Consider the following 18,005-nt stretch of genomic DNA (forward strand, 5'->3'; position numbering starts at 1 on the left):
TCCCTAGGACGGAGTCGCCGCAGCGTCCATGAATCCAGTGCAGCCCCGTCCCGGGCCGTCGTCAAACGCAGGGACGACTCAGGGACGACTCAGGGACGACTCAAGGCCGGCGCAAGGCGGCCAGCGCCCGATCCGCGTGCACGCTCATGCGGATCTCGCTGCGCACGACCTCGCGTACACGCCGATCCTGACCGATCACGAAAGTGATGCGCTTCGTCGGCGCGAGCGAGAAGCCGCGCTTCACGCCGAAGCGCTCCCGCACGGCGCCGTCCGGGTCCGACAGCAGCGGATAGCCCAGGGAGTGCCGCTCGGCGAACTCCAGTTGCCGTTCCACTCCGTCGGTGCTGATGCCCACGGGCAGCGCGCCGACGGCGCGGAACTCGGCCGCGAGGTCACGGAAGTGACAGGCCTCGGCGGTGCAGCCCGGAGTGAGCGCCGCCGGGTAGAAGAAGAGGACGACCGGGCCCTCGGTCAGCAGCTCCGTGAGGGACCGCGGGGTGCCCGTTTCATCCGGAAGGGTGAAGTCCTCGACAAGGTCACCGACGTTCATTGAGGCCCGTCCCCGATCCGTCCCACGCTCCGCCGCCGGTCGTCCGGCGGCCGGGCGGTGACGTTACCGCAGAGTAGGCGACCCCGTCACCCCTTCGGGTGAGGCTCAGCGGGCGGGCTCCGGAACGCCGCCGCGCGCCGCGGCGCGCCGGTCCAGCACGGCGAGGGTCCGCTCCCCCCAGCGCAGATTCTCCTCCTCGAGGAACCGGCCGCGCATCAGCGTGAGATACGGGCCGACCCGCTCCGCCTCGCTGAGATACGTCTCCTCGTCCCGGCCGTTCAGCATCCACTCCCGCAGCCGGTCGTAGCGGGCCAGCTTCGTCCGGGCCGTGTCCATCCGCTGTGCGACGAAACCGCGTACCGCGCCCGTGTCGCCCTCGTCGCAGGCCTGCACCTGGACCATGAGCTCGTCACGGACGGCGGTCGGGCGCGGAGGCGTCGACGTGTAGGCGTACAGATCCTGCCGTCCCGACTCCGTGAGGCTGAACATCCGCTTGTTGGGGCGCCGTTCCTGCTCCACCACACGGGCCGCGATCAAGTCGTCGGCGGCGAGACGGTCCAGCTCGCGGTAGAGCTGCTGCGGGGTGGCGGCCCAGAAGTTGGCGACGGACACGTCGAAGATCTTGGCCAGGTCGTATCCGGAGGCCTCGCCCTCCAGGAGAGCTGCGAGGACGGCGTGCTTGAGGGACATCCGGACACGCTAGCAGCACGTTGAATAGTTCCCTTCACACCTATTCAACCGGACAGGTGTCCTTCGCTGGCACGTCGCTCCGGCGCCTGCCTAGGGTGGAGGGAGACGGCCGGGGGGACCAGGAGGGCCGCGGGGAGCAGATCCGAGGGGCAGCGCGATGGACAGCGACACGTTCGTCTACACCACCTACATCCGGACCACCCCCGACGAGCTCTGGAAGGCCCTCACCGACCCGGCGCTCACCCGCCGCTACTGGGGCGTGGCCTTCGAGTCGGAGTGGACTCCGGGCGCCCCCATGGTCTGGGACGAGGGCGGACGCAGGACCGCCGACCCCGAACAGGTCGTTCTCGCGGCCGAGCCGGGCCGTCTCCTCTCGTACACCTGGCACACCTTCACCCCGGTCTGGGCGGAGGCCGTCGGCCTCGACAGGGAGGCGTACGCGCGCCTGGCCCAGGAGCGCCGGTCCCGCGTGAGCTTCACCATCGAGCCCTCGGGCGACACCGTCAAACTCACCGTCGCGCACGGCGATCTGGAGCCCGACGGCATCATCAAGGGGCTGATCGGCGAGGGCTGGCCCGCGCTCGTCTCGAGTCTCAAGTCCCTGCTGGAGACGGGCGAGGAACTTCCCGAGCCGCCCCGCTGACCGGCTGCTGGCCCATTCGAGTCGTCTCCTCGCCCGCTCGGCGGCCACACTCGGTGTCTTGATCATCTTTTCCTCCTTTGATCGGTTTTGATGCTGCGGTCGGCGACGCCCGCCGACGCCGTGGTCCGGAAGGGGAGGGTGTCCGACGTGTCGTCACGCAGATACGTACGGGGGTGGGGAGCTGTCTCCCTGGCCGTCGGAGTCGTCCTCGTCGGCACGGCGGCCCAGTCGCCGACAAGCCCGGGAAAGCTCCCTGCCGGGGCGTCACCGTCCACCGCCGTCGTCTCCGTGGACAGCTGTCCCACCGGTGGCGGCCTGTGCTCCGAGCTCCGCCACACGGTGGCCCTGAGCGGCGGACGCCTCCTCACGGGGCACCCGGTCACTCTCGGCGCGAAGGCCGACGGGCCCCTTGAGCTGGTGCTGCGCACCCCCGGCCTGCTGGCCGACGTCACCGTGACCGACCGGCGCGGGCGTCGGATCGCCGGCGCGCCGAGCGCGGACGGCACCCGCTGGACCAGCGTCGCCGCGCTCCCCGCCGGAGGCCGCTACACCGCCCGCCTGGTCGTCGAGGGTCCCGTCGGCGGCGCAGGGCCCGCCACCCCTCGCCGCCGGCTCGCCCGGCTGGAGCTCCGCACGGCCGCCGTGCCCGCCGGAGAGCGGCTCACCGTCTCCTTCGGCCCCGAGGGCGGCGGCACGTACGGCGTCGGCCAGCCGATCACCGCCGAACTCAGCCGTCCCCTGCCCGCGACCGGACCCGCCGCCCGACGGCTCGTCGAGAGCGCCCTCCAGGTCCGTACCGAGGCCCGGGTCGAAGGCTCCTGGCACTGGGTCGACTCCGACACCCTCCACTACCGGCCACGCACGTACTGGCCCGCTCGCACCACCGTCCGCGTCCGTAGCGGCCTCGACGGGATGCGCATCGGCGGCGGCCTCATCGGAGGTCGGTCACGGCCCTTCACCCTCACCACCGGAGACCGGGTCGAGGCCGTCACCGACGTCTCCACGTTGCGGATGACCGTGTTCCGCGACGGGCGCGCGATCCGCACGATCCCGGTCACCACCGGGAAGCCCGGCTACCGCACCCGTGGCGGCGTCAAGGTCGTCCTCGGCAAGGAACGCCTCGTCCGGATGCGGGGCGACACGATCGGTATCGCCCGGCGCAGCCCCGACTACTACGACCTCAAGGTCCATTGGGCCACCAGGGTGACGTGGAGCGGCGAGTATCTGCACGCCGCACCCTGGTCCGTCGACGCGCAGGGGAGCGAGAACGTCAGCCACGGCTGCACCGGGATGAGCACCGAGGACGCCGCGTGGCTCTTCCGCACCGTCCGCGAGGGCGACCTCGTCCAGGTCGTCAACGCGTACCGGGAGCCGATGGCCCCCTTCGGCAACGGCTTCGGGGACTGGAACCTCAGCTGGGCCGAGTGGCGCCGCGGCAGCGCCCTCACCGCGGCGGTCACCGCCGGCCCCGCCGCCCCGGGCGGCGCTCTGAACCCCGAGCTCTGACCCGTACGCGCCGGGGCCACGCCCGCCACGCCGAGCGTTCCGGCGGGCGCCCCCGGTCCCGTACCTCTCGGTGATACTGACGTCCTGCCCGTCTCCGCCGCCCGCAGGGAGCTTCGATGTCGGACGTCACCAAGGTCGAGGTCGGGGGCGCGACCCTCTTCGTGGAAGCGCGGCGGCTCGGGCCCGACACCGAGCTCGAAGGGTTCGGCGACCGGCTGCCCGACCTCTCCGCCGTCACCGGAGCGCTCGCCGCCTTCGCCGGGCAGATCGGCGAGGCGCTCGACCGGGCGGCGCCGGACCGGGCGACCGTCGAGTTCGGCTGCCAGCTCGGCCTGGACGCGGGCAGACTCACCGCCCTTGTCGTCCAGGGCAGCGCCAACGCCAGCCTGCGGGTGACCCTCGAATGGGAGAAGTCGCCCCGCTGACCAGGGTGGGCCGGGGGAGGGGCGCGAGGGCCGGGTGGTCCTCTGCTCCGCTACTCCGTCCGGGTGTCCAAGGCCCGCTGAGCGTCCGGATCGGCCGGGGCCTCGACGCCGGACGGGGCCGGGGGAGCGGGGGCGCCGAGCAGGAGCTTGGGGCGCTGCTGGAGTCCGGCGCCGACGAGGACGCCCATGGCGATCGAGGCCACCGTGATCACCATGCTGACCATGCTGTCCAGGCCGCCTCCGGTGTCGCCCGCCACGATGATCTCGGAGATGCTGGTCAGCCCGACCGCGCCCGGGACGAGCAGCCAGAAGCAGGGCAGGAACACCACCTGGTCCGGGGTGTGCGAGCGCCGCGCGATCCATTTCGCCATCGGCGGCAGCAGCACCCCGGCCGCGAAGGCTCCGAAGGTCGGGCCGGCGAACTCCGAGGCCAGCGACTGCACGAGCCGCTCGGTGAGCAGGGCGCCGAGCAGCCAGCCCGTGACCCGCGGCGGGGCGGAGAAGTACAGGAGGAAGCCGAAGCCGAGGAGCAGCACGCCGACCCAGGGCGCCCAGGCCCCGAGCGGATCGGAGGCGGGCCCGTCCGGCGGGCGGGGGCTGAGCACTTCGGTGCCGACCAGGATGCCGATGGCGAGCAGCAGGAGCACGTTCGCGGCACCGGCCAGCCGGGAGATGCCCGACAGGGCGGCGCCGGTGGCGAGTTCGATGGCGCCCAGTGTCAGCGCGGAGCCCGGGAGGAAGGCGATCAGCGGGGGGATGTACAGGACGGTGGGCGCCTCGTGGAGGAGCGGTCCCGCCCACGCCTGCGAGGCCGTCGTGACGAGGATCGCCGCGACCACCGGCAGGGCGGTGCGGGCAGCCGGGAGCCGGTCGCCGAACAGGCGCAGCAGGCCGACGCCCGCGCCGAGCACCGCGTATCCGATGATGGCGGGGACGGTCGCGTGCCGCATCGTGCCCAGGCCGACGGTGAGCAGGACGTAGCCGAGGATGGTGGCGGCCGGGCTGAACCGCTCGGGTTTCGCCCGGACTTCCCGCAGCGCACGCCGCGCGTCGTCGAACGGCACTTCCCGCGTCCGCATCCGCTCGACCAGCGACTGGACCGCCTCCACCTGGTCGAGCCGCAGGTCCGGCCCCTCGACGGGGGCGAAGTCGAGCTCGCCGCCCCGGCCGTCGGGGCCGCCCCCGACCCGGACGAACAGCCCGGTCGGCACCACGAAACTTCGCACCCGCATGCCGTAGCGGGCGGCCACGTCGTGCAGGACCCGCTCGACCTCGGCGGTCCGCTCCCCGGCGCGCAGCAGCTCGGAGCCGAGTTCGCACAGGAGCGCGGCGAGATCCCGCAACCACTCCCGCCCGGCGCCTTCCGCCTCCGGCACGGTCACGGTGCTCCCGCGCCGCCGGGGCCGCAACGAGGCTGCCCGGCGGGCGAGACCACGCACATCGATACGGGACAAAAGGCGCATTCGCGCACGTTAGCAGCGCATTCACACCCTCACACCCGTGCCTCGTGCCCCGGCGCGGAGCCGCGTCGCGCCGGGTAGGGACCACGGCCGGTCTCTCCCTGAACTCGACCGTGAGAGTTACCGGCGTGTCCCCGTTCACGAAGAGTGGCCGCACGAGCTGCGAGGATGCCCTCATGGAGCACCACGAGGAGAAGAACGACCTGTTGGCCGAGGCGGTCGCCCTGCGCGAGCAGGGACGGAGGGAGGAGGCGCGCGAGCTGCTCGTCGCGCTCGCCGCCGACCGGCCGGACGACGCGGAGGTCGCGTACCAGACGGCCTGGGCACACGACGTCCTCGGTCTGGAGGCGGAGGCCGTGCCGTACTACGAGCGCGCCCTCGCCGGAGCCGGCACCGGGCTCACGCCGGACGACCGCCGCGGCGCCCTCCTCGGCCTCGGGAGCACCTACCGGATCCTCGGCAGGTACGACGAGGCGGTCACCCTGCTCACCGGCGCCGTCGAGGAGTTCCCCGAGGACGGGTCCCTGCGCACCTTCCTCGCCATGGCCCTCTACAACACGGGCCGGCACCACGAGTCGGTCCGTACCCTGCTGCGCCTGCTGGCGGCCACCAGCGAGGACCCGTCCGTACGCGAGTACAGGCGGGCCATCGAGCACTACGCCGAGGACCTCGACGCGACCGAGTGACCGCCTGACCGCACCCCGGACGCCTGCCGGGCGTCCGTCAGTCGTTCACGGCGGTCAGGAGGACCACCGCGTCCTCCAGAGCCGTCAGCCCGTGCCGCTCCTTCGGGATCATCCGCAGGGTCGCCGCGGGGAGCTCCTCCGCCCACCCGGGCGTCGTCAGCTTCACCCGGCCCCGCAGCACCTGGAGGCTCGCGGCCGGCGGCGCGTTGTGCTCGTCCAGCGACGTGCCCGACGTCAGGGCGATGACGGTCTGCCGGAGCACCCCGTCGTGCATCACCAGATGGGCGCTGCGCCCGTGCGGCGCGCTGCGGGCCGCGGTCAGGTGCTCGTCGGCGAGCGCGGCGAGGTCCAGGATCATGTCTCTCCCTGCGGGGTTCACTCCTGCGAGGTGCGCGGGCGGATACTCCCAGCCTCTCGTGTGGCGTCCGGGACGCAACTCGGGGCCGCCGGTCGCGCCGCGACCGTCACCACGAACCCGGCGACGGCCACGAACACGCCCGCGAGCAGCAGGGCGGCGGACCAGCCGTACGCCGTGTACAGCCAGGACCCGACGAACGAGCCGATCGCACCGCCGCAGAACGTCGCCAGCATGAAGACCGTGTTCACCCGGGCCGCCACCGCCCGGCCGATCGCGAAGATCAAGGCCTGACTCGCCACCTGGCTGGAGCTCACCCCCACGACCAGCAGGTTCGCCCCGACCACCAGCGCCACGGGGGAGTACGGGGCGAGCCCCGCCACCCCCAGACCGAGGCCCGCGCCCACCAGCCCCAGGGCGTTCACCGCCCATGGCCCGTACCGGTCGGCGAGCTGCCCGGCCCCTGCGGAGAGCAGCGCCGCCGGCAGCGTCAGCACCCCGTAGAGCCCGGCTGCGCCCGGCCCGTACCCGAGCGGCGGAGCAGCCAGGTGGAAGGCGAGCACGGCCCAGAAGACACTGAACGCGGCGAAGACGCAGGCCCCGAGCAGCGCCGAGATCCGCAGCTCCCGGTGCTCGGCGAGGAGCCGGGGCAGTCCGGCCAGGAGCCGGAGGTACGAGGAACGGCGGCGCGCACCCTTCGGTACCGCGCCACCCGTCCCCATCCGCTCGGGCAGCCGCCGCGGCAGGACCCACAGAAGCGCCGCCGTCGCCGCCGCTGCCACCACGTAGGCCGTACGCCAGCTTCCGCTCGCGTCGGTCACGGCCCCCGAGACCGTACGGGAGAGTGTCGAGCCCAGGGTGAGGCCGAGTCCGACGAGGCCCACGACCCTGCCCCGCCGACCCGGCCCCGCGAGCACCGCCGCCACCGGCGTGAGGATCTGCGGCAGGACCGTCGTGGTGGAGAGGGCCAGCGTGGCGAGCGCGAGCGTGACCACGTCCGGCGCCGCCGCGGCGACGAGCAGCGCGAGGACGGTCAGTGCCAGCAGCACCGAGGTGAGCCGGCGCAGCCGGGCGGTGTCGGCGAGCGGCACGAGCAGCAGGATGCCGAGCGCGTACCCGATCTGGGCCGCCGAGGCGATCAGCCCCGCCGTCCGCTCCGAGACGTCCAGACCGTGGGCGACGGCGGCGAGCAGCGGTTGCGGGAAGTAGATGTTGGCGACGGTGACCGCCCCGGCCACGGCGAACAACAGGACGTTCACGGACCCGGCGGGGGCGGGCGCGGCGGAGGGGACGGCGGCGGGGCTCGGTTCCACGGACTCTCTTCCGTACGGGGAGGGCGACGCCTCCAGGCTCCTCGCCGCGACCCCGCTCGAACAAGATGCGATCATCGAAGCGGCGTTGAGCCACACTCAACGATCATCGGGGGGATCCATGCTGGAACGGTACGAACTGGAGGCGTTCCTCACGCTTGCCGAGGAGCTCCACTTCGGGCGCACCGCCGAACGCCTCGGCGTCTCCACCGGCCGGATCAGCCAGACCGTCAAGAAGCTGGAGCGCCGCTTCGGCACCCCGCTGTTCGTCCGCACCAGCCGCAGCGTCCGCCTCACCCCCGTCGGTCTGCGCCTGTACGAGGACCTCCTGCCCGCGTACCGGCAGATCCGCGCCGCGGTCGAACGCGCCACCGATGCCGGGCGGGGCGTCCACGGCAGGCTCCGGACCGGTTTCGCCACGCCCTGGGGCGGCGACCTCCTCACGGCCGCCGCCGACACGCTCCTCACCCGCCACCCGGGGTGCGAGATCACGGTCCGCGAGGTCCCGCTCGACGGCGGCCTCGGCCCCCTCCGGGACGGAACGCTCGACGTCCAGTTCGTCGCGTTCCCCGTTCGCGAGCCGGACCTCACCGTCGGCCCCGTCGTCCTCGCGGAGGACCGGGTGCTGCTCCTGCCCGCCGCCCATCCCCTGGCGGGCCGGTCCTCCCTCGGTCTGGAGGACCTCGCGGGACTGTCCCTGATCGCCCCCGAGGGCGCCAACCCCCGCTACTGGCGCGACCACCACTACCCGTGCCGCACCCCGTCCGGCGCCCATGTCGGCCGGGGCCCCGTCGCCGCGACCTGGCAGGAGGTCCTCTCCCATGTGAGCGCCGGCCGGGGCGTCGCCCCCGGCGCGGCGCTCGGCGCCCGGTACCACCCGCGCCCCGGCATCGCCTACGTCCCCCTCCGGGGCGCCCCGCCCGTCGAGTACGGCCTGGTCTGGCCGACGGCCGCGGACACCGCGCTGCTCAGGGCCTTCGTGGAGGCGGTCGGCGGATCACGGCCCTGACGCCTCCGACGCCTCCTGAGACGCGTCGACGGGCGTGTGCGGGGACGTGGGTGGGGGCGAGTCCGGGTGTGGGGGCGTGGGTACAGGTACGGGTGCGGATGCCACCAGTGCCCCCGTCAGATGGTCGTACGCCACGTGCGCGTGGAGCCGGACGCCGGTGACGAGGGTGTCGTCATCCGCGTAGAAGCGCGGGTTGTGGTTGGTGGCGATCCCGCGCCCGCCCGGCACCGGCACCGGCCGCCCCGAGGCGTCCAGGGCCGCGTCCTGGACGCCGAGCATCACGTACAGGCCGCCGAAGCGGCGTACGAACTCGGAGACGTCGTCGTACCCGAGCGTCCCGCCGGTCTCCACCACCCGCTCCTCGCCCACCACCCGGCGGAAGGTCGGCAGCGCCGACTCGACCCAGGGCCGGCTGTTGTGCACGGGCGGCACGGGCTGCAGGTACTCCACCGAGGCCGTCGCCCCGTACGCCGCGGCGGAGTGCTCCACGAGCGTCGTGAGCCGGCGCCGGACCTCCGCCATGTCGGACTCCACGGCGCAGCGGACCGTGCCCCACAGGGTCACCGTCTCCCCGATGATGTTGAACCGGCCGACGTCCTCCACGTGCCCGATGGAGACCGTGACCGGCGCGAAGGCCGAGACCTGCCGGTACAGCTGGCCGACGCCCGTCAGGACCGCACCCACCGCCGGCATCGGATCGACGCCCTCCCAGGGCGTGGAGCCGTGCGTCTGCCTGCCGGTGACGACCACGCGGACGAGGGTGGACGCGGCGTACTGGTTGCCGATCCGGTACCCCACGTACCCCTTCGGATAGGGCGTCACATGCAGCCCGAACGCCATCGTCGGCACCGGGTCGGCGAAGGCGCCCGCCTCCACCATGGCCCGCGCCCCGCCCTCCTCCGTCACCGGAGGGCCCTCCTCAGCGGGCTGGAAGACGAAGAGCACGGTGCCCGGGAGCCGGTCGCGGACCCCGGCGAGCACCGCCGCCGCGCCGAGCAGCATCGCCGTGTGACAGTCGTGTCCGCAGGCGTGCGAGACCGGGAACGGGCCGCCGGGATAGTCGGCGTCCACGACCTCGGAGGCGAACTCCGTCCCGCACAGGTCCTTGACCGGCAGCGCGTCCGTGTCCGCCCGCAGCGCCACCACGCGCCCTCCCGGTGACGCGGCGCCGCCGCGCAGGACGCCCACGACCCCGTGGCCCGCGATGCCGGTACGGACCTCGTCGAGGCCCAGCGCGCGCAGCTCGTCCGCCACCAGCCGGGCCGTGTTCACCTCCCGGTTCGACAGCTCCGGATGCCGGTGCAGATGGCGCCGCCAGGCCACCACCCGGTCCGCCACCTTCGCCGCCCGCTCGTCCAGTTCGCCGTGGATCGACTCCGTACCCAACGGGGACTCCCTCCCGTTCCGGCTCACGCCGTGGCCATGGGGACCGTGCGCCAACAGCCTCCCACCCCGGGGTCACTCATGCCGGGTGAGTCCGGACACCCCGGGGTCACTCATGCCGGGTGAGTCCGGACACGCCGGGGTCACTCATGCCGGGCGAGTCCGGACACGCCGGGGACGCGGCACGCGGGGCTCAGGTCCGATCGACGGCCAGCGGCGAGAGCGGCCGCTCGAAGAAGGTCTCCAGCACCACGGTGGCCTGTGTCCCGCTGACTCCGTCGATGGCGTAGATCCGCCGCAGCACGTCCTGCAGTTGTTCGGTGGTAGCGGTCCTGACCTTCACGAGTACCGAGGCGCTGCCGGCGATGACGTGCGCCTCCAGGATCTCGGGGAGCGCGGCGAAGTCCTCCGCCGAATCGCCCATCCAGGAGGTCGAGTCGACCATCACGTAGGCGAGGACGGCGCTGCCCACCGCGACCGGGTCCACCTCGACGGCGGTGCGCCGGATGACACCGCGCTCCCGCAGCTTCCGCACACGCTCATGAGCGGCGCCGGCGGACAGGCCGACGGCCTGGCCCAGCGCGGCGTAGGACTGGGTGGCGTCCAGCTGGAGTTGGGCCAGCAGAGCGCGATCGATGTGATCCATAAGACTCCGTTCGAGATCTTCTTGTGCTGACCGTAGCTCATCCTGCAATCTTCCCCTGAAGCAAGATGAGCTTCGGTGAATGGTCTCCGTGAGAAGGGAAGTGCCCCATGAGCGGCGAGGGCCCCGGGCTGTACGAGATGCTCGACGACCGGTTCCGTACCGGGCGGTGCATGAACGGTGACGAAGCGCTGGAGGTCCTGTACACGGGCTGCCGCTGGGCCGAGGGGCCGATCTACGTGCCCGCCTGGCGCCAGCTGGTCTGGAGCGACATCCCGAACGACCGGATGCTGCGATGGGACGAGGAGACGGGCGCCGTCGGTGTCTTTCGCCGCGACGCCGGGCACACGAACGGCAACACCCTCGACCGGCAGGGCCGGTTGATCACCTGTGAGCAGGGCAACCGCCGCGTGACGCGCACCGAACACGACGGCACCGTCACCGTGCTGGCGGACCGGTGGAACGGCAAGCGGCTGAACAGCCCGAACGACGCGGCGGTGAAGTCCGACGGCTCGATCTGGTTCTCCGACCCGGACTTCGGCATCACCAGCGACTACGAGGGTTATCGCGCGGAGAGCGAGATCGGCTCCAACAACGTCTACCGCATCGACCCGGCCACGGGCGAAGTACGACTGGTGGCCGACTGCTTCGGCGCGCCGAACGGGCTGGTCTTCTCGCACGACGAGCAGCAGCTGTACGTTTCCGACACCCGGGCCGGCTTCATCAGGGTCTTCGACGTGCGCGACGACGGCACCCTCTCCGAGGGCAAGGTCTTCGCCGACGCCGCGGCACGCGAGAAGGCTCGCTTCGACAACCTGCGCTTCGACGACGGCGGTCGGCTCTGGGCCGCCGCGATGGACGACGGGGTGCACTGCTACGACCCCGACGGCACCCTCATCGGGCGGCTCAACGTCCCCGAGGCGGTCGCCAACATCTCCTGGGGCGGCGCCAAGCGCAACCGCCTCTTCATCGCCGCGGAGACCAGCCTCTACTCGGTGGTCATGGGCGCCACGGGCACGCACCCGACCGGACCGGGACGCCGCCCCTGGCTGGAGCCGGTGCGCGGCTGACGCCCGCACGGGCGTGGATCGGTAAGCCGGGCTACGCACGACGATACCTCGCCGACGTGCCCGGTCCCGGGCAGATCCGCACCTCTTTCCGGAGCCTGTCGTCGAAGTCCCGCCTGGGCCGCGGCGTCAGGCACGCACGCTTGCGGAGTCAGGCACGCACACTTGCGGAGTCAGGCACGCACACTCTCGGGGTCAGTGCGCGTCCGGACCGCTCCGCGCGATGATCGCCGCCGTGTCCACCCCGGGCGGCAGCGTGCCGAAGGCCAGGCCCCGGTCGCCGTCCAGGCGCGAGGCGCAGAACGCGTCCGCGATCGCCGGGTGACCGTGCCGGACGAGCAGCGAACCCTGGAGGACCAGTGCGAGCCGCTCGACGAGCCGCCGCGCCCCGTACGCCGCCGCCTCCGGGTCGCCGAGCCCCGCGAGCTCCTTGCGGAGGCCCGCGACCGCCGCGTCGAGCCGCCGGTCGGCACCCGCACCCCGGTCGACCTCCGCGAAGTACGCCTCCACCGCCTGCGGCTGACGGCCCATCGCCCGCAGCACGTCGAGCGCGGCGACGTTCCCCGAGCCCTCCCAGATGGACGGCAGCGGGGACTCCCGGTAGAGCCTCGGAAGGCCCGAGTCCTCCACGTAGCCGTTGCCGCCGAGGCATTCGAGCGCCTCGGCCGCGTGCGCGGGCGCCCGCTTGCACACCCAGTACTTGGTGACCGCGAGGCCCAGCCGCCGCAGCTGATCCTCCTCCGCGTCACCGCGCGTCGCCCGGTCCACCGCCCCGGCAAGGCGCAGCGCCGCGACCGTGGCCGCCTCGGCCTCCACCGCCAGGTCGGCCAGGACGTTCCGCATCAGCGGCTGGTCCACGAGCCGCGCCCCGAACGCCTCGCGGTGCGACGCGTGGTGCACCGCCTGTACGAGTCCCAGCCGCATCCCGGACGCCGAGCTGATGGCGCAGTCGAGCCGCGTCATGTTGACCATCCGGATGATGGTGGCCACGCCCCGCCCCTCCTCGCCGACGAGCCGGCCGAGGGCGCCCTCGTACTCGATCTCGGAGGAGGCGTTCGAGCGGTTGCCCAGCTTGTCCTTGAGGCGCTGGAGGCGGATCGCGTTGCGGCTGCCGTCGGGCAGCACCCGGGGGACCAGGAAGCAGGACAGGCCTCCGGGCGCCTGCGCGAGGGTGAGGAAGACGTCCGACATCGGCGCCGAGGTGAACCACTTGTGCCCGGTCAGCGCGTACAGGCCGGGCTCGCCCGCCGGCACCGCCCGGGTCGTGTTCGCCCGGACGTCCGAGCCGCCCTGCTTCTCGGTCATCGACATCCCGGCGATGATCCCGCGCTTCTCCGTCGGCACCCGCAGACCGAAGTCGTACGAGGAGGAGGTCAGCAGCGGCTCGTAGACCTCGGCCAGCTCCGGCTGGGCGCGCAGCGCCGGCACCGCCGCGTACGTCATCGACACCGGACACAGATGCCCGGCGTCCGCCTGCCCCCACACGAACACCTTGGCCGCGCGCGCCACGTGCGCGCCGGGCCGTTCGTCCCGCCACGGCGCGCCGTGCAGCCCGTTGCGGACGGCCACGTCCATCAGCTCGTGCCAGTACGGATGGAACTCGACCTCGTCGATCCGGTTCCCGTACCGGTCGTGGGTGTGCAGGACGGGGGAGTGGCGCTCGGCGAGCCGCCCCCACTCCTGGGCCCGCTCGCCGCCGGCCAGCGCGCCGAGCTCGCGCACCTCGCCCTCGGCCCAGCCGGCGCCCTCCCGGCGCAGCGCCTCCAGGAGCGCGGGATCGGCGGAGACGTCGTAACCGCTCAGCGGCGGTGCCTGGTTGGTGACCTCATGCGTGGTCGGCATCGGGAACTCCCAGTGCTCGCAGGGTGAAAGTGACGAGTGCGGGTACGGTGCCGGGCCCGACGGACCCTTCCGCCAGCGGACCGACGAGCGCCTCGGCGCCCGCGCCGACCAGGGCCGAGGCCGTGAGCGCCGGGTCCTGGGGCGGCAGCTCGCCGCTCCGTACGCCCTCGGCGACGCGCTCGGCGAACACGTCCCGGAACGCGCGCCGGAAGACCAGTCGTTCGGCGTCCACGGCGGGGTCGACCGGCTCGGCGAGCAGCGCGTACGCGAGGCGCGGCGACTTCAGGGCGCGCAGGGCGAAGGTCTCGATGACGGCGACGACCCGCTCGGCGGCCGAGCCGTGCCCGGGGTGCCCGGCAGCCTCGGAGACGGCCGCGACCTCCCGGCTCACCACGGTCCGGAAGAGCTCGACGGCGAGCTCGGCCTTGCTGGGGAAGTGGCGGTACACGCTGCCCGTGGCGATGCCGGCGCGGCCGGCGACCGCGGCCATCGTGCATCCCGCGTAGCCCTGCTCGGCGAGGAGCCCGAGCGCCGCGTCGACGACGGAGGCGCGCTGGGCGTCGAGCCGGGCCTGGACGGCGGGGGTGCGTCGGTAGGGCATGGAAGGAGTGAAGCAGTGATTCACTGCTTCATCAAGAGGTCCGACAACGGCGCCCCTGCCTGCGGGCAAGGGCGCCGGGTAGGGTCAGCGGCCGGTCAGGTCGGAGAGCCTGAAGTCGTCCGGCAGCGGTGTGCCGAGCTCGTTGAGGGCGGCGACGAGCTTCTTCTCCTCGTACGTGAAGTGTGACTCCACGAGGGCGATGAGCCCGTCCAGTTCGCCCCGCACCCGCCGTACCTCGGCAGGGTCCCGGGCGGCGCCGGATTCCGCGTCGCCCGTCGGCAGTCCGTCCAGGAGGCCCTGGAGGCGGAGCAGGATCTCCTCCACCTGTTCGTGGTCACGGGCGAGCTCGTCGAGTACCGGCCGCAGCGCGGGGAAGGTCTCGGCGAGGACGGGGAAGACGCCCTGGTCCTCCGCGGTGTGATGGCGGGTGAGCGCGGTGCAGAAGGCGAGGCAGTGCGCCCGCAGGTTCCGGGGGCGGCCGCTGTCGCCGGAGAGGAAGGAGTCGACGTCCTCGCGGAGTCGGGAGAGCTCCTCCCGGAGCCAGATGTGTACGTCGACGAGTTGGTTGCCGAACGCCGCGAGGCGGTCGCCCGGTTCGGAGGTGAGGGACATCCCCGCATGATCGCACCGGGGCCCGGACGCCGCACACCCCCGCCCGGGAGAGGACGGGGGTGCGCGGAGCGTGCCGGGGTCGCCGTCAGCCGGTGAAGACCTCGACCAGCGACCAGATCGCGAGACCCGCCATGCACACGCCGCCGACGCGCTGCACGGTCTTGAGCGGTACGCGCTTCGCGATGAACCGGCCCGCGACCAGGGCGAGGGCGGAGACGCTCATCAGGGCGGCGAGCGAACCGATGGCCGTCGACCAGGTGCCGTTGGTGGCGGCGAGGTTGGCGGTGGTGATCTGGGTGAGGTCGCCCCACTCGCTGATGAAGACGGCCATGAAAGCGGTCGAGAAGACCGGCCAGAAACCGGTCACCGTCCGGCCGCCCGTGTCGTCGTCCTCGTCGTCGCCCCCGCTGCGCAGCAGCATGAAGGCGCCGAAGCCGAACAGCAGGGCCGAGACCAGTTTGACGATCCAGCCGGGGAGCAGCCCGAGCAGGCTGCCGGCGCCCACGGCGATGGCGACGTGCGCCAGGAAGGCGGTCGAGGTGCCGATCCAGACGTACAGGGGACGCATCCGCGTGCCCATGGCGAGGGACGCGAACATCGTCTTGTCGGGAAGCTCGGCGAGGAAGATCAGCCCGAAGGCGGTGAGGATCGCCAAGGGGTCGAGGTGCATACCGGGGCTCTCTGCTCGGTCCGGGCCCGTGGGCTCCGCACCTCGAAGGCGACGGGAGGACCACTCGGCCCGGCATGACGGACCACGCCCACGGATGCGCGGACGCGGTTGATGCCTGGCCGAAGGTCTCGCCCGTCCGCGTCGTGCGCGGACCCGGTCACCGGGAACCCGGGGGTTCCAGTGTGTCGACGACCGGTTTGCAGGGCTACTCCCCTTCGCTGTCCCTCAGTGTAACCGAAGAGGGCGCGAGCGTAGGTAGACACCGTCTACTCGATCTTGGTAGACAGTGTCTATGCAGCATGAGGAGAAGAACGAGGGACATGACGAGCGCGAGGACGGACTGCGCGGACGGCTCGTCCGGGCCGGCGTCGAGCTGGTGAACGCCGAAGGCGCGCAGGCCCTGTCCCTGCGCGAGATCGCCCGCAGGGCGGGTGTCTCCCATGGCGCGCCCCGCCGCTACTTCCCGACCCACCTGGACCTCCTGTCGGCCATCGCGCGCCAGGGCTTCGCCGAACTGGCCGGCCGCCTCGCCGAGGAGGACCGGGAGGACGCGGGGCCGCGCGAACGGATCGCGATCCTCGCCCGCGTCTACCTCGCGTACGCGGGGACGCGGCGCGGCATGTACGAGCTGATGTTCCGGCACGACCTGCTCGAAAGCGGCCGGCTGGGCCTGCGGGAGACGAGCCTGCCGCTCTTCGCCCACCTCACCGGGCTCGTCGCGCGCGTCACGGCTCCGGGATCGGTCGCCGAACCCGGCGCGGGTGACGAGACCGGAGCCGGAGCCGCCGTCGGAGCCGGAGCCGGAGCCGACGCGGCGGTCCGCGCGGGCGCGCTCTGGGCCAACCTCCACGGCATCGCCCAGCTCTGGCACTGGGGCAGCCTCCGGCTCGTCACCGGAGGCGACGACCCCGGACCGCTCATCGCGGCGGCCCTCGACGCCCACCTCGGTCCCGTGGAGCCCGCGTCGTGAGCGGGCTTCACGGGACCGGTACGGGCTCCGCGACCGGGGCCGGTATGAGCTCCGCGACCGGGGCCGGTGCGAGCTCCGCGACCGGGGCCGGGACCGGCGCAGGTACCGGCGACAAGGCCGGCGCGGACACCGGCGCGCGCCGCGCCTCGACCGCCTCCACCCTCGCCTGCAGCGTCGTCGGCGCCGCCGTCGTCGCGCTCGACGGCACCGTCCTCACCGTCGCCCAACCCGCCCTCCAACGTGACCTCCACGCCGACGTCGGCCAGGTCCAGTGGACCAGCACCGCCTACCTCGTGGCCGTAGCGAGCCTCCTCGTCTTCGCGGGCCGTCTCGGCGACCGCTACGGCCACCGCCGTGTCTTCGCCGTCGGCGCCCTCGGCTTCGCCGCCGCCTCCACCGGCATCGCCCTCGCCCCCGGCATCGGCGCCGTGATCGCGCTGCGGGTGGTCCAAGGGGTGTGCGGGGCGCTCCTGCAGCCCGCGACCCTCGGGATGCTGCGCACCGCCTTCCCGCCCGAGCGACTCGCGACCCCGATCGCCGTGCGCACCGCCGCCATCGGCCTCGCCGCGGCGGCCGGGCCCCTCGTGGGCGGCGCGCTCGTCTCCTCGTACGGCTGGCGCGCGGTCTTCCTCCTGGGGGTGCCGCCCACCCTCGCCATCGGCCTGCTCGCCCTCGCCGGACCGGAACCGCGCGCCGGCCGGGAGCGCCGCCCCGCCACCGGACTCGCCGCGCTCGACCCTCTCGGAGCCGTCCTGCTCGCGGCCGCCCTCGGCCTCCTGATCCACGGACTCGTCGACGCACCCCGCCCCAGCGGAACCGGAACCGGACCCGGGGCATGGACCACCGCGCTCGTGGTCGCCGCCGCCCTGGCCGCCGGCGCCGCGCTCGTCCGGCACGAGCGGCGCGCCCCGTACCCCCTCCTCCCGCCGGAGCTGATGAGGAGCGGGCCCGTCCTCGCGGGGCTCGCCGTCCTCCTCGCCGCCTCCGCCGCCCTCTTCGGGTCGCTCTTCGTGGCGACGTACTTCCTCCAGGACGTCCAGGGCCTCGACCCCCTCGCCTGCGCGCTGCGCGTCCTGCCGCTCGCCGTCCTCATGGTGCTCGGCGCGCCGCTCTGCCCGCTGCTCCAGCGCCGGTTCGGCCCCCGGCGTACGGCGACCGCGGGCGCCGTCCTGCTCGCGCTCGGCGTCCTCCTGCTCTCGCGGCTCGACGCGACGGCCTCCGCGTCCTCCGTCGGCACCGCCTCCGCACTCCTCGGCGCGGGCTTCGTCACCCTCATGGTCACCGCGACCTCCGTCGTCGTGCACCGCGCCCCCGAGGCCCACGCGGGAGTCGCCGGCGGCCTCCAGCAGACGGCGATGAACATCGGCCCCGCGCTGGGCGTCGCCACCGCGACCCTGCTCCTCGCCCTCGTACCGGAAGGCGGCTTCGTCCCCGACCGGGGCGCCGCCCTCCCCGTCCTCGCCGTGATCGCGGCCCTCGCCCTCCCCGCCGCCCTCGCCCTGCCGGGAGCGGCGCGCGACCCGGGGACACGCCCGGGGCCGACGCCACCCCGGTCGGGACGGCGGTTCTGCGTACGATCATGA

The 18,005-nt window shown here is 73.4% G+C and carries 19 protein-coding genes; 8 read left to right on the forward strand and 11 right to left on the reverse strand.

The window, feature by feature from the left end:
- Positions 1-100: 100 nt before the first annotated feature.
- Complete coding sequence (locus OG580_RS34790) at positions 101-550, reverse strand: peroxiredoxin (protein ID WP_267047637.1); 450 nt, start codon at positions 548-550, stop codon at positions 101-103.
- Positions 551-655: 105 nt separating this feature from the next.
- On the reverse strand, positions 656-1,240 hold the full coding sequence (locus tag OG580_RS34795; protein ID WP_267047638.1) for a PadR family transcriptional regulator: 585 nt from the start codon (positions 1,238-1,240) through the stop codon (positions 656-658).
- A gap of 157 nt (positions 1,241-1,397) precedes the next feature.
- Between OG580_RS34795 and OG580_RS34800 the strand changes: the two genes are divergently transcribed.
- From OG580_RS34800 to OG580_RS34810, 3 genes are all read left to right on the forward strand, one after another.
- Entirely contained in the window at positions 1,398-1,883 is a 486-nt protein-coding gene (locus tag OG580_RS34800; RefSeq protein WP_267047639.1) for an SRPBCC family protein, read from the forward strand.
- Between the two features lie 147 nt (positions 1,884-2,030).
- Positions 2,031-3,389, forward strand: coding sequence for an Ig-like domain-containing protein (locus OG580_RS34805; protein ID WP_267047640.1), 1,359 nt, complete (start codon positions 2,031-2,033; stop codon positions 3,387-3,389).
- A gap of 116 nt (positions 3,390-3,505) precedes the next feature.
- Positions 3,506-3,814, forward strand: coding sequence for a CU044_2847 family protein (locus tag OG580_RS34810; protein WP_267047641.1), 309 nt, complete (start codon positions 3,506-3,508; stop codon positions 3,812-3,814).
- 50 nt (positions 3,815-3,864) lie between these two features.
- On the opposite strand, the gene OG580_RS34815 is transcribed toward OG580_RS34810, so the two are convergent.
- Positions 3,865-5,196 (reverse strand): threonine/serine exporter ThrE family protein, encoded by a 1,332-nt coding sequence (locus OG580_RS34815; RefSeq protein ID WP_267047642.1) that lies wholly within the window; start codon positions 5,194-5,196, stop codon positions 3,865-3,867.
- A gap of 254 nt (positions 5,197-5,450) precedes the next feature.
- On the opposite strand from OG580_RS34815, the gene OG580_RS34820 reads away from it, so the two are divergent.
- Complete coding sequence (locus OG580_RS34820) at positions 5,451-5,960, forward strand: tetratricopeptide repeat protein (RefSeq protein ID WP_267047643.1); 510 nt, start codon at positions 5,451-5,453, stop codon at positions 5,958-5,960.
- 37 nt (positions 5,961-5,997) lie between these two features.
- Here the strand turns inward: OG580_RS34820 and OG580_RS34825 are convergent, their stop codons facing one another.
- Together OG580_RS34825 and OG580_RS34830 are read right to left on the reverse strand one after the other, a co-directional pair.
- Entirely contained in the window at positions 5,998-6,315 is a 318-nt protein-coding gene (locus OG580_RS34825) for a cupin (protein ID WP_267048229.1), read from the reverse strand.
- Positions 6,316-6,335: 20 nt separating this feature from the next.
- Entirely contained in the window at positions 6,336-7,628 is a 1,293-nt protein-coding gene (locus OG580_RS34830) for an MFS transporter (RefSeq protein WP_267047644.1), read from the reverse strand.
- Positions 7,629-7,746: 118 nt separating this feature from the next.
- Between OG580_RS34830 and OG580_RS34835 the strand changes: the two genes are divergently transcribed.
- A complete protein-coding gene (locus OG580_RS34835; protein WP_267047645.1) occupies positions 7,747-8,634 on the forward strand; it encodes a LysR family transcriptional regulator in 888 nt (295 codons plus the stop codon).
- On the opposite strand, the gene OG580_RS34840 is transcribed toward OG580_RS34835, so the two are convergent.
- Both OG580_RS34840 and OG580_RS34845 read right to left on the reverse strand, forming a co-directional pair.
- Entirely contained in the window at positions 8,623-10,020 is a 1,398-nt protein-coding gene (locus OG580_RS34840; RefSeq protein WP_267047646.1) for a M20 family metallopeptidase, read from the reverse strand. The two genes, OG580_RS34835 and OG580_RS34840, sit on opposite strands and share 12 nt — an antisense overlap.
- A 190-nt stretch (positions 10,021-10,210) precedes the next feature.
- Positions 10,211-10,663, reverse strand: coding sequence for an Lrp/AsnC family transcriptional regulator (locus OG580_RS34845; RefSeq protein ID WP_267047647.1), 453 nt, complete (start codon positions 10,661-10,663; stop codon positions 10,211-10,213).
- A 107-nt stretch (positions 10,664-10,770) separates the two neighbouring features.
- Here OG580_RS34845 and OG580_RS34850 point away from each other — a divergent pair, with 107 nt between their 5' ends.
- Positions 10,771-11,730, forward strand: coding sequence for an SMP-30/gluconolactonase/LRE family protein (locus tag OG580_RS34850; protein ID WP_267047648.1), 960 nt, complete (start codon positions 10,771-10,773; stop codon positions 11,728-11,730).
- Between the two features lie 192 nt (positions 11,731-11,922).
- Here the strand turns inward: OG580_RS34850 and OG580_RS34855 are convergent, their stop codons facing one another.
- The 4 genes from OG580_RS34855 to OG580_RS34870 form a co-directional block, all read right to left on the reverse strand.
- Positions 11,923-13,569 (reverse strand): acyl-CoA dehydrogenase family protein, encoded by a 1,647-nt coding sequence (locus tag OG580_RS34855; RefSeq protein WP_267047649.1) that lies wholly within the window; start codon positions 13,567-13,569, stop codon positions 11,923-11,925.
- Positions 13,553-14,170 (reverse strand): TetR/AcrR family transcriptional regulator, encoded by a 618-nt coding sequence (locus OG580_RS34860; protein ID WP_267047650.1) that lies wholly within the window; start codon positions 14,168-14,170, stop codon positions 13,553-13,555. Before OG580_RS34860 ends, OG580_RS34855 begins: the two co-directional genes overlap by 17 nt.
- 84 nt (positions 14,171-14,254) lie before the next feature.
- Entirely contained in the window at positions 14,255-14,782 is a 528-nt protein-coding gene (locus OG580_RS34865; protein ID WP_267047651.1) for a hemerythrin domain-containing protein, read from the reverse strand.
- Positions 14,783-14,867: 85 nt separating this feature from the next.
- Positions 14,868-15,452: a TMEM165/GDT1 family protein gene (locus tag OG580_RS34870; RefSeq protein ID WP_267047652.1), complete on the reverse strand. Its 585-nt coding sequence runs from the start codon at positions 15,450-15,452 to the stop codon at positions 14,868-14,870.
- A 292-nt stretch (positions 15,453-15,744) separates the two neighbouring features.
- Here OG580_RS34870 and OG580_RS34875 point away from each other — a divergent pair, with 292 nt between their 5' ends.
- Entirely contained in the window at positions 15,745-16,422 is a 678-nt protein-coding gene (locus OG580_RS34875; RefSeq protein ID WP_267047653.1) for a TetR/AcrR family transcriptional regulator, read from the forward strand.
- Entirely contained in the window at positions 16,419-18,005 is a 1,587-nt protein-coding gene (locus tag OG580_RS34880) for an MFS transporter (protein WP_267047654.1), read from the forward strand. The genes OG580_RS34875 and OG580_RS34880 overlap by 4 nt, the downstream gene beginning before the upstream one ends.

The organism is Streptomyces sp. NBC_00094, assembly GCF_026343125.1.
GTDB lineage: Bacteria > Actinomycetota > Actinomycetes > Streptomycetales > Streptomycetaceae > Streptomyces.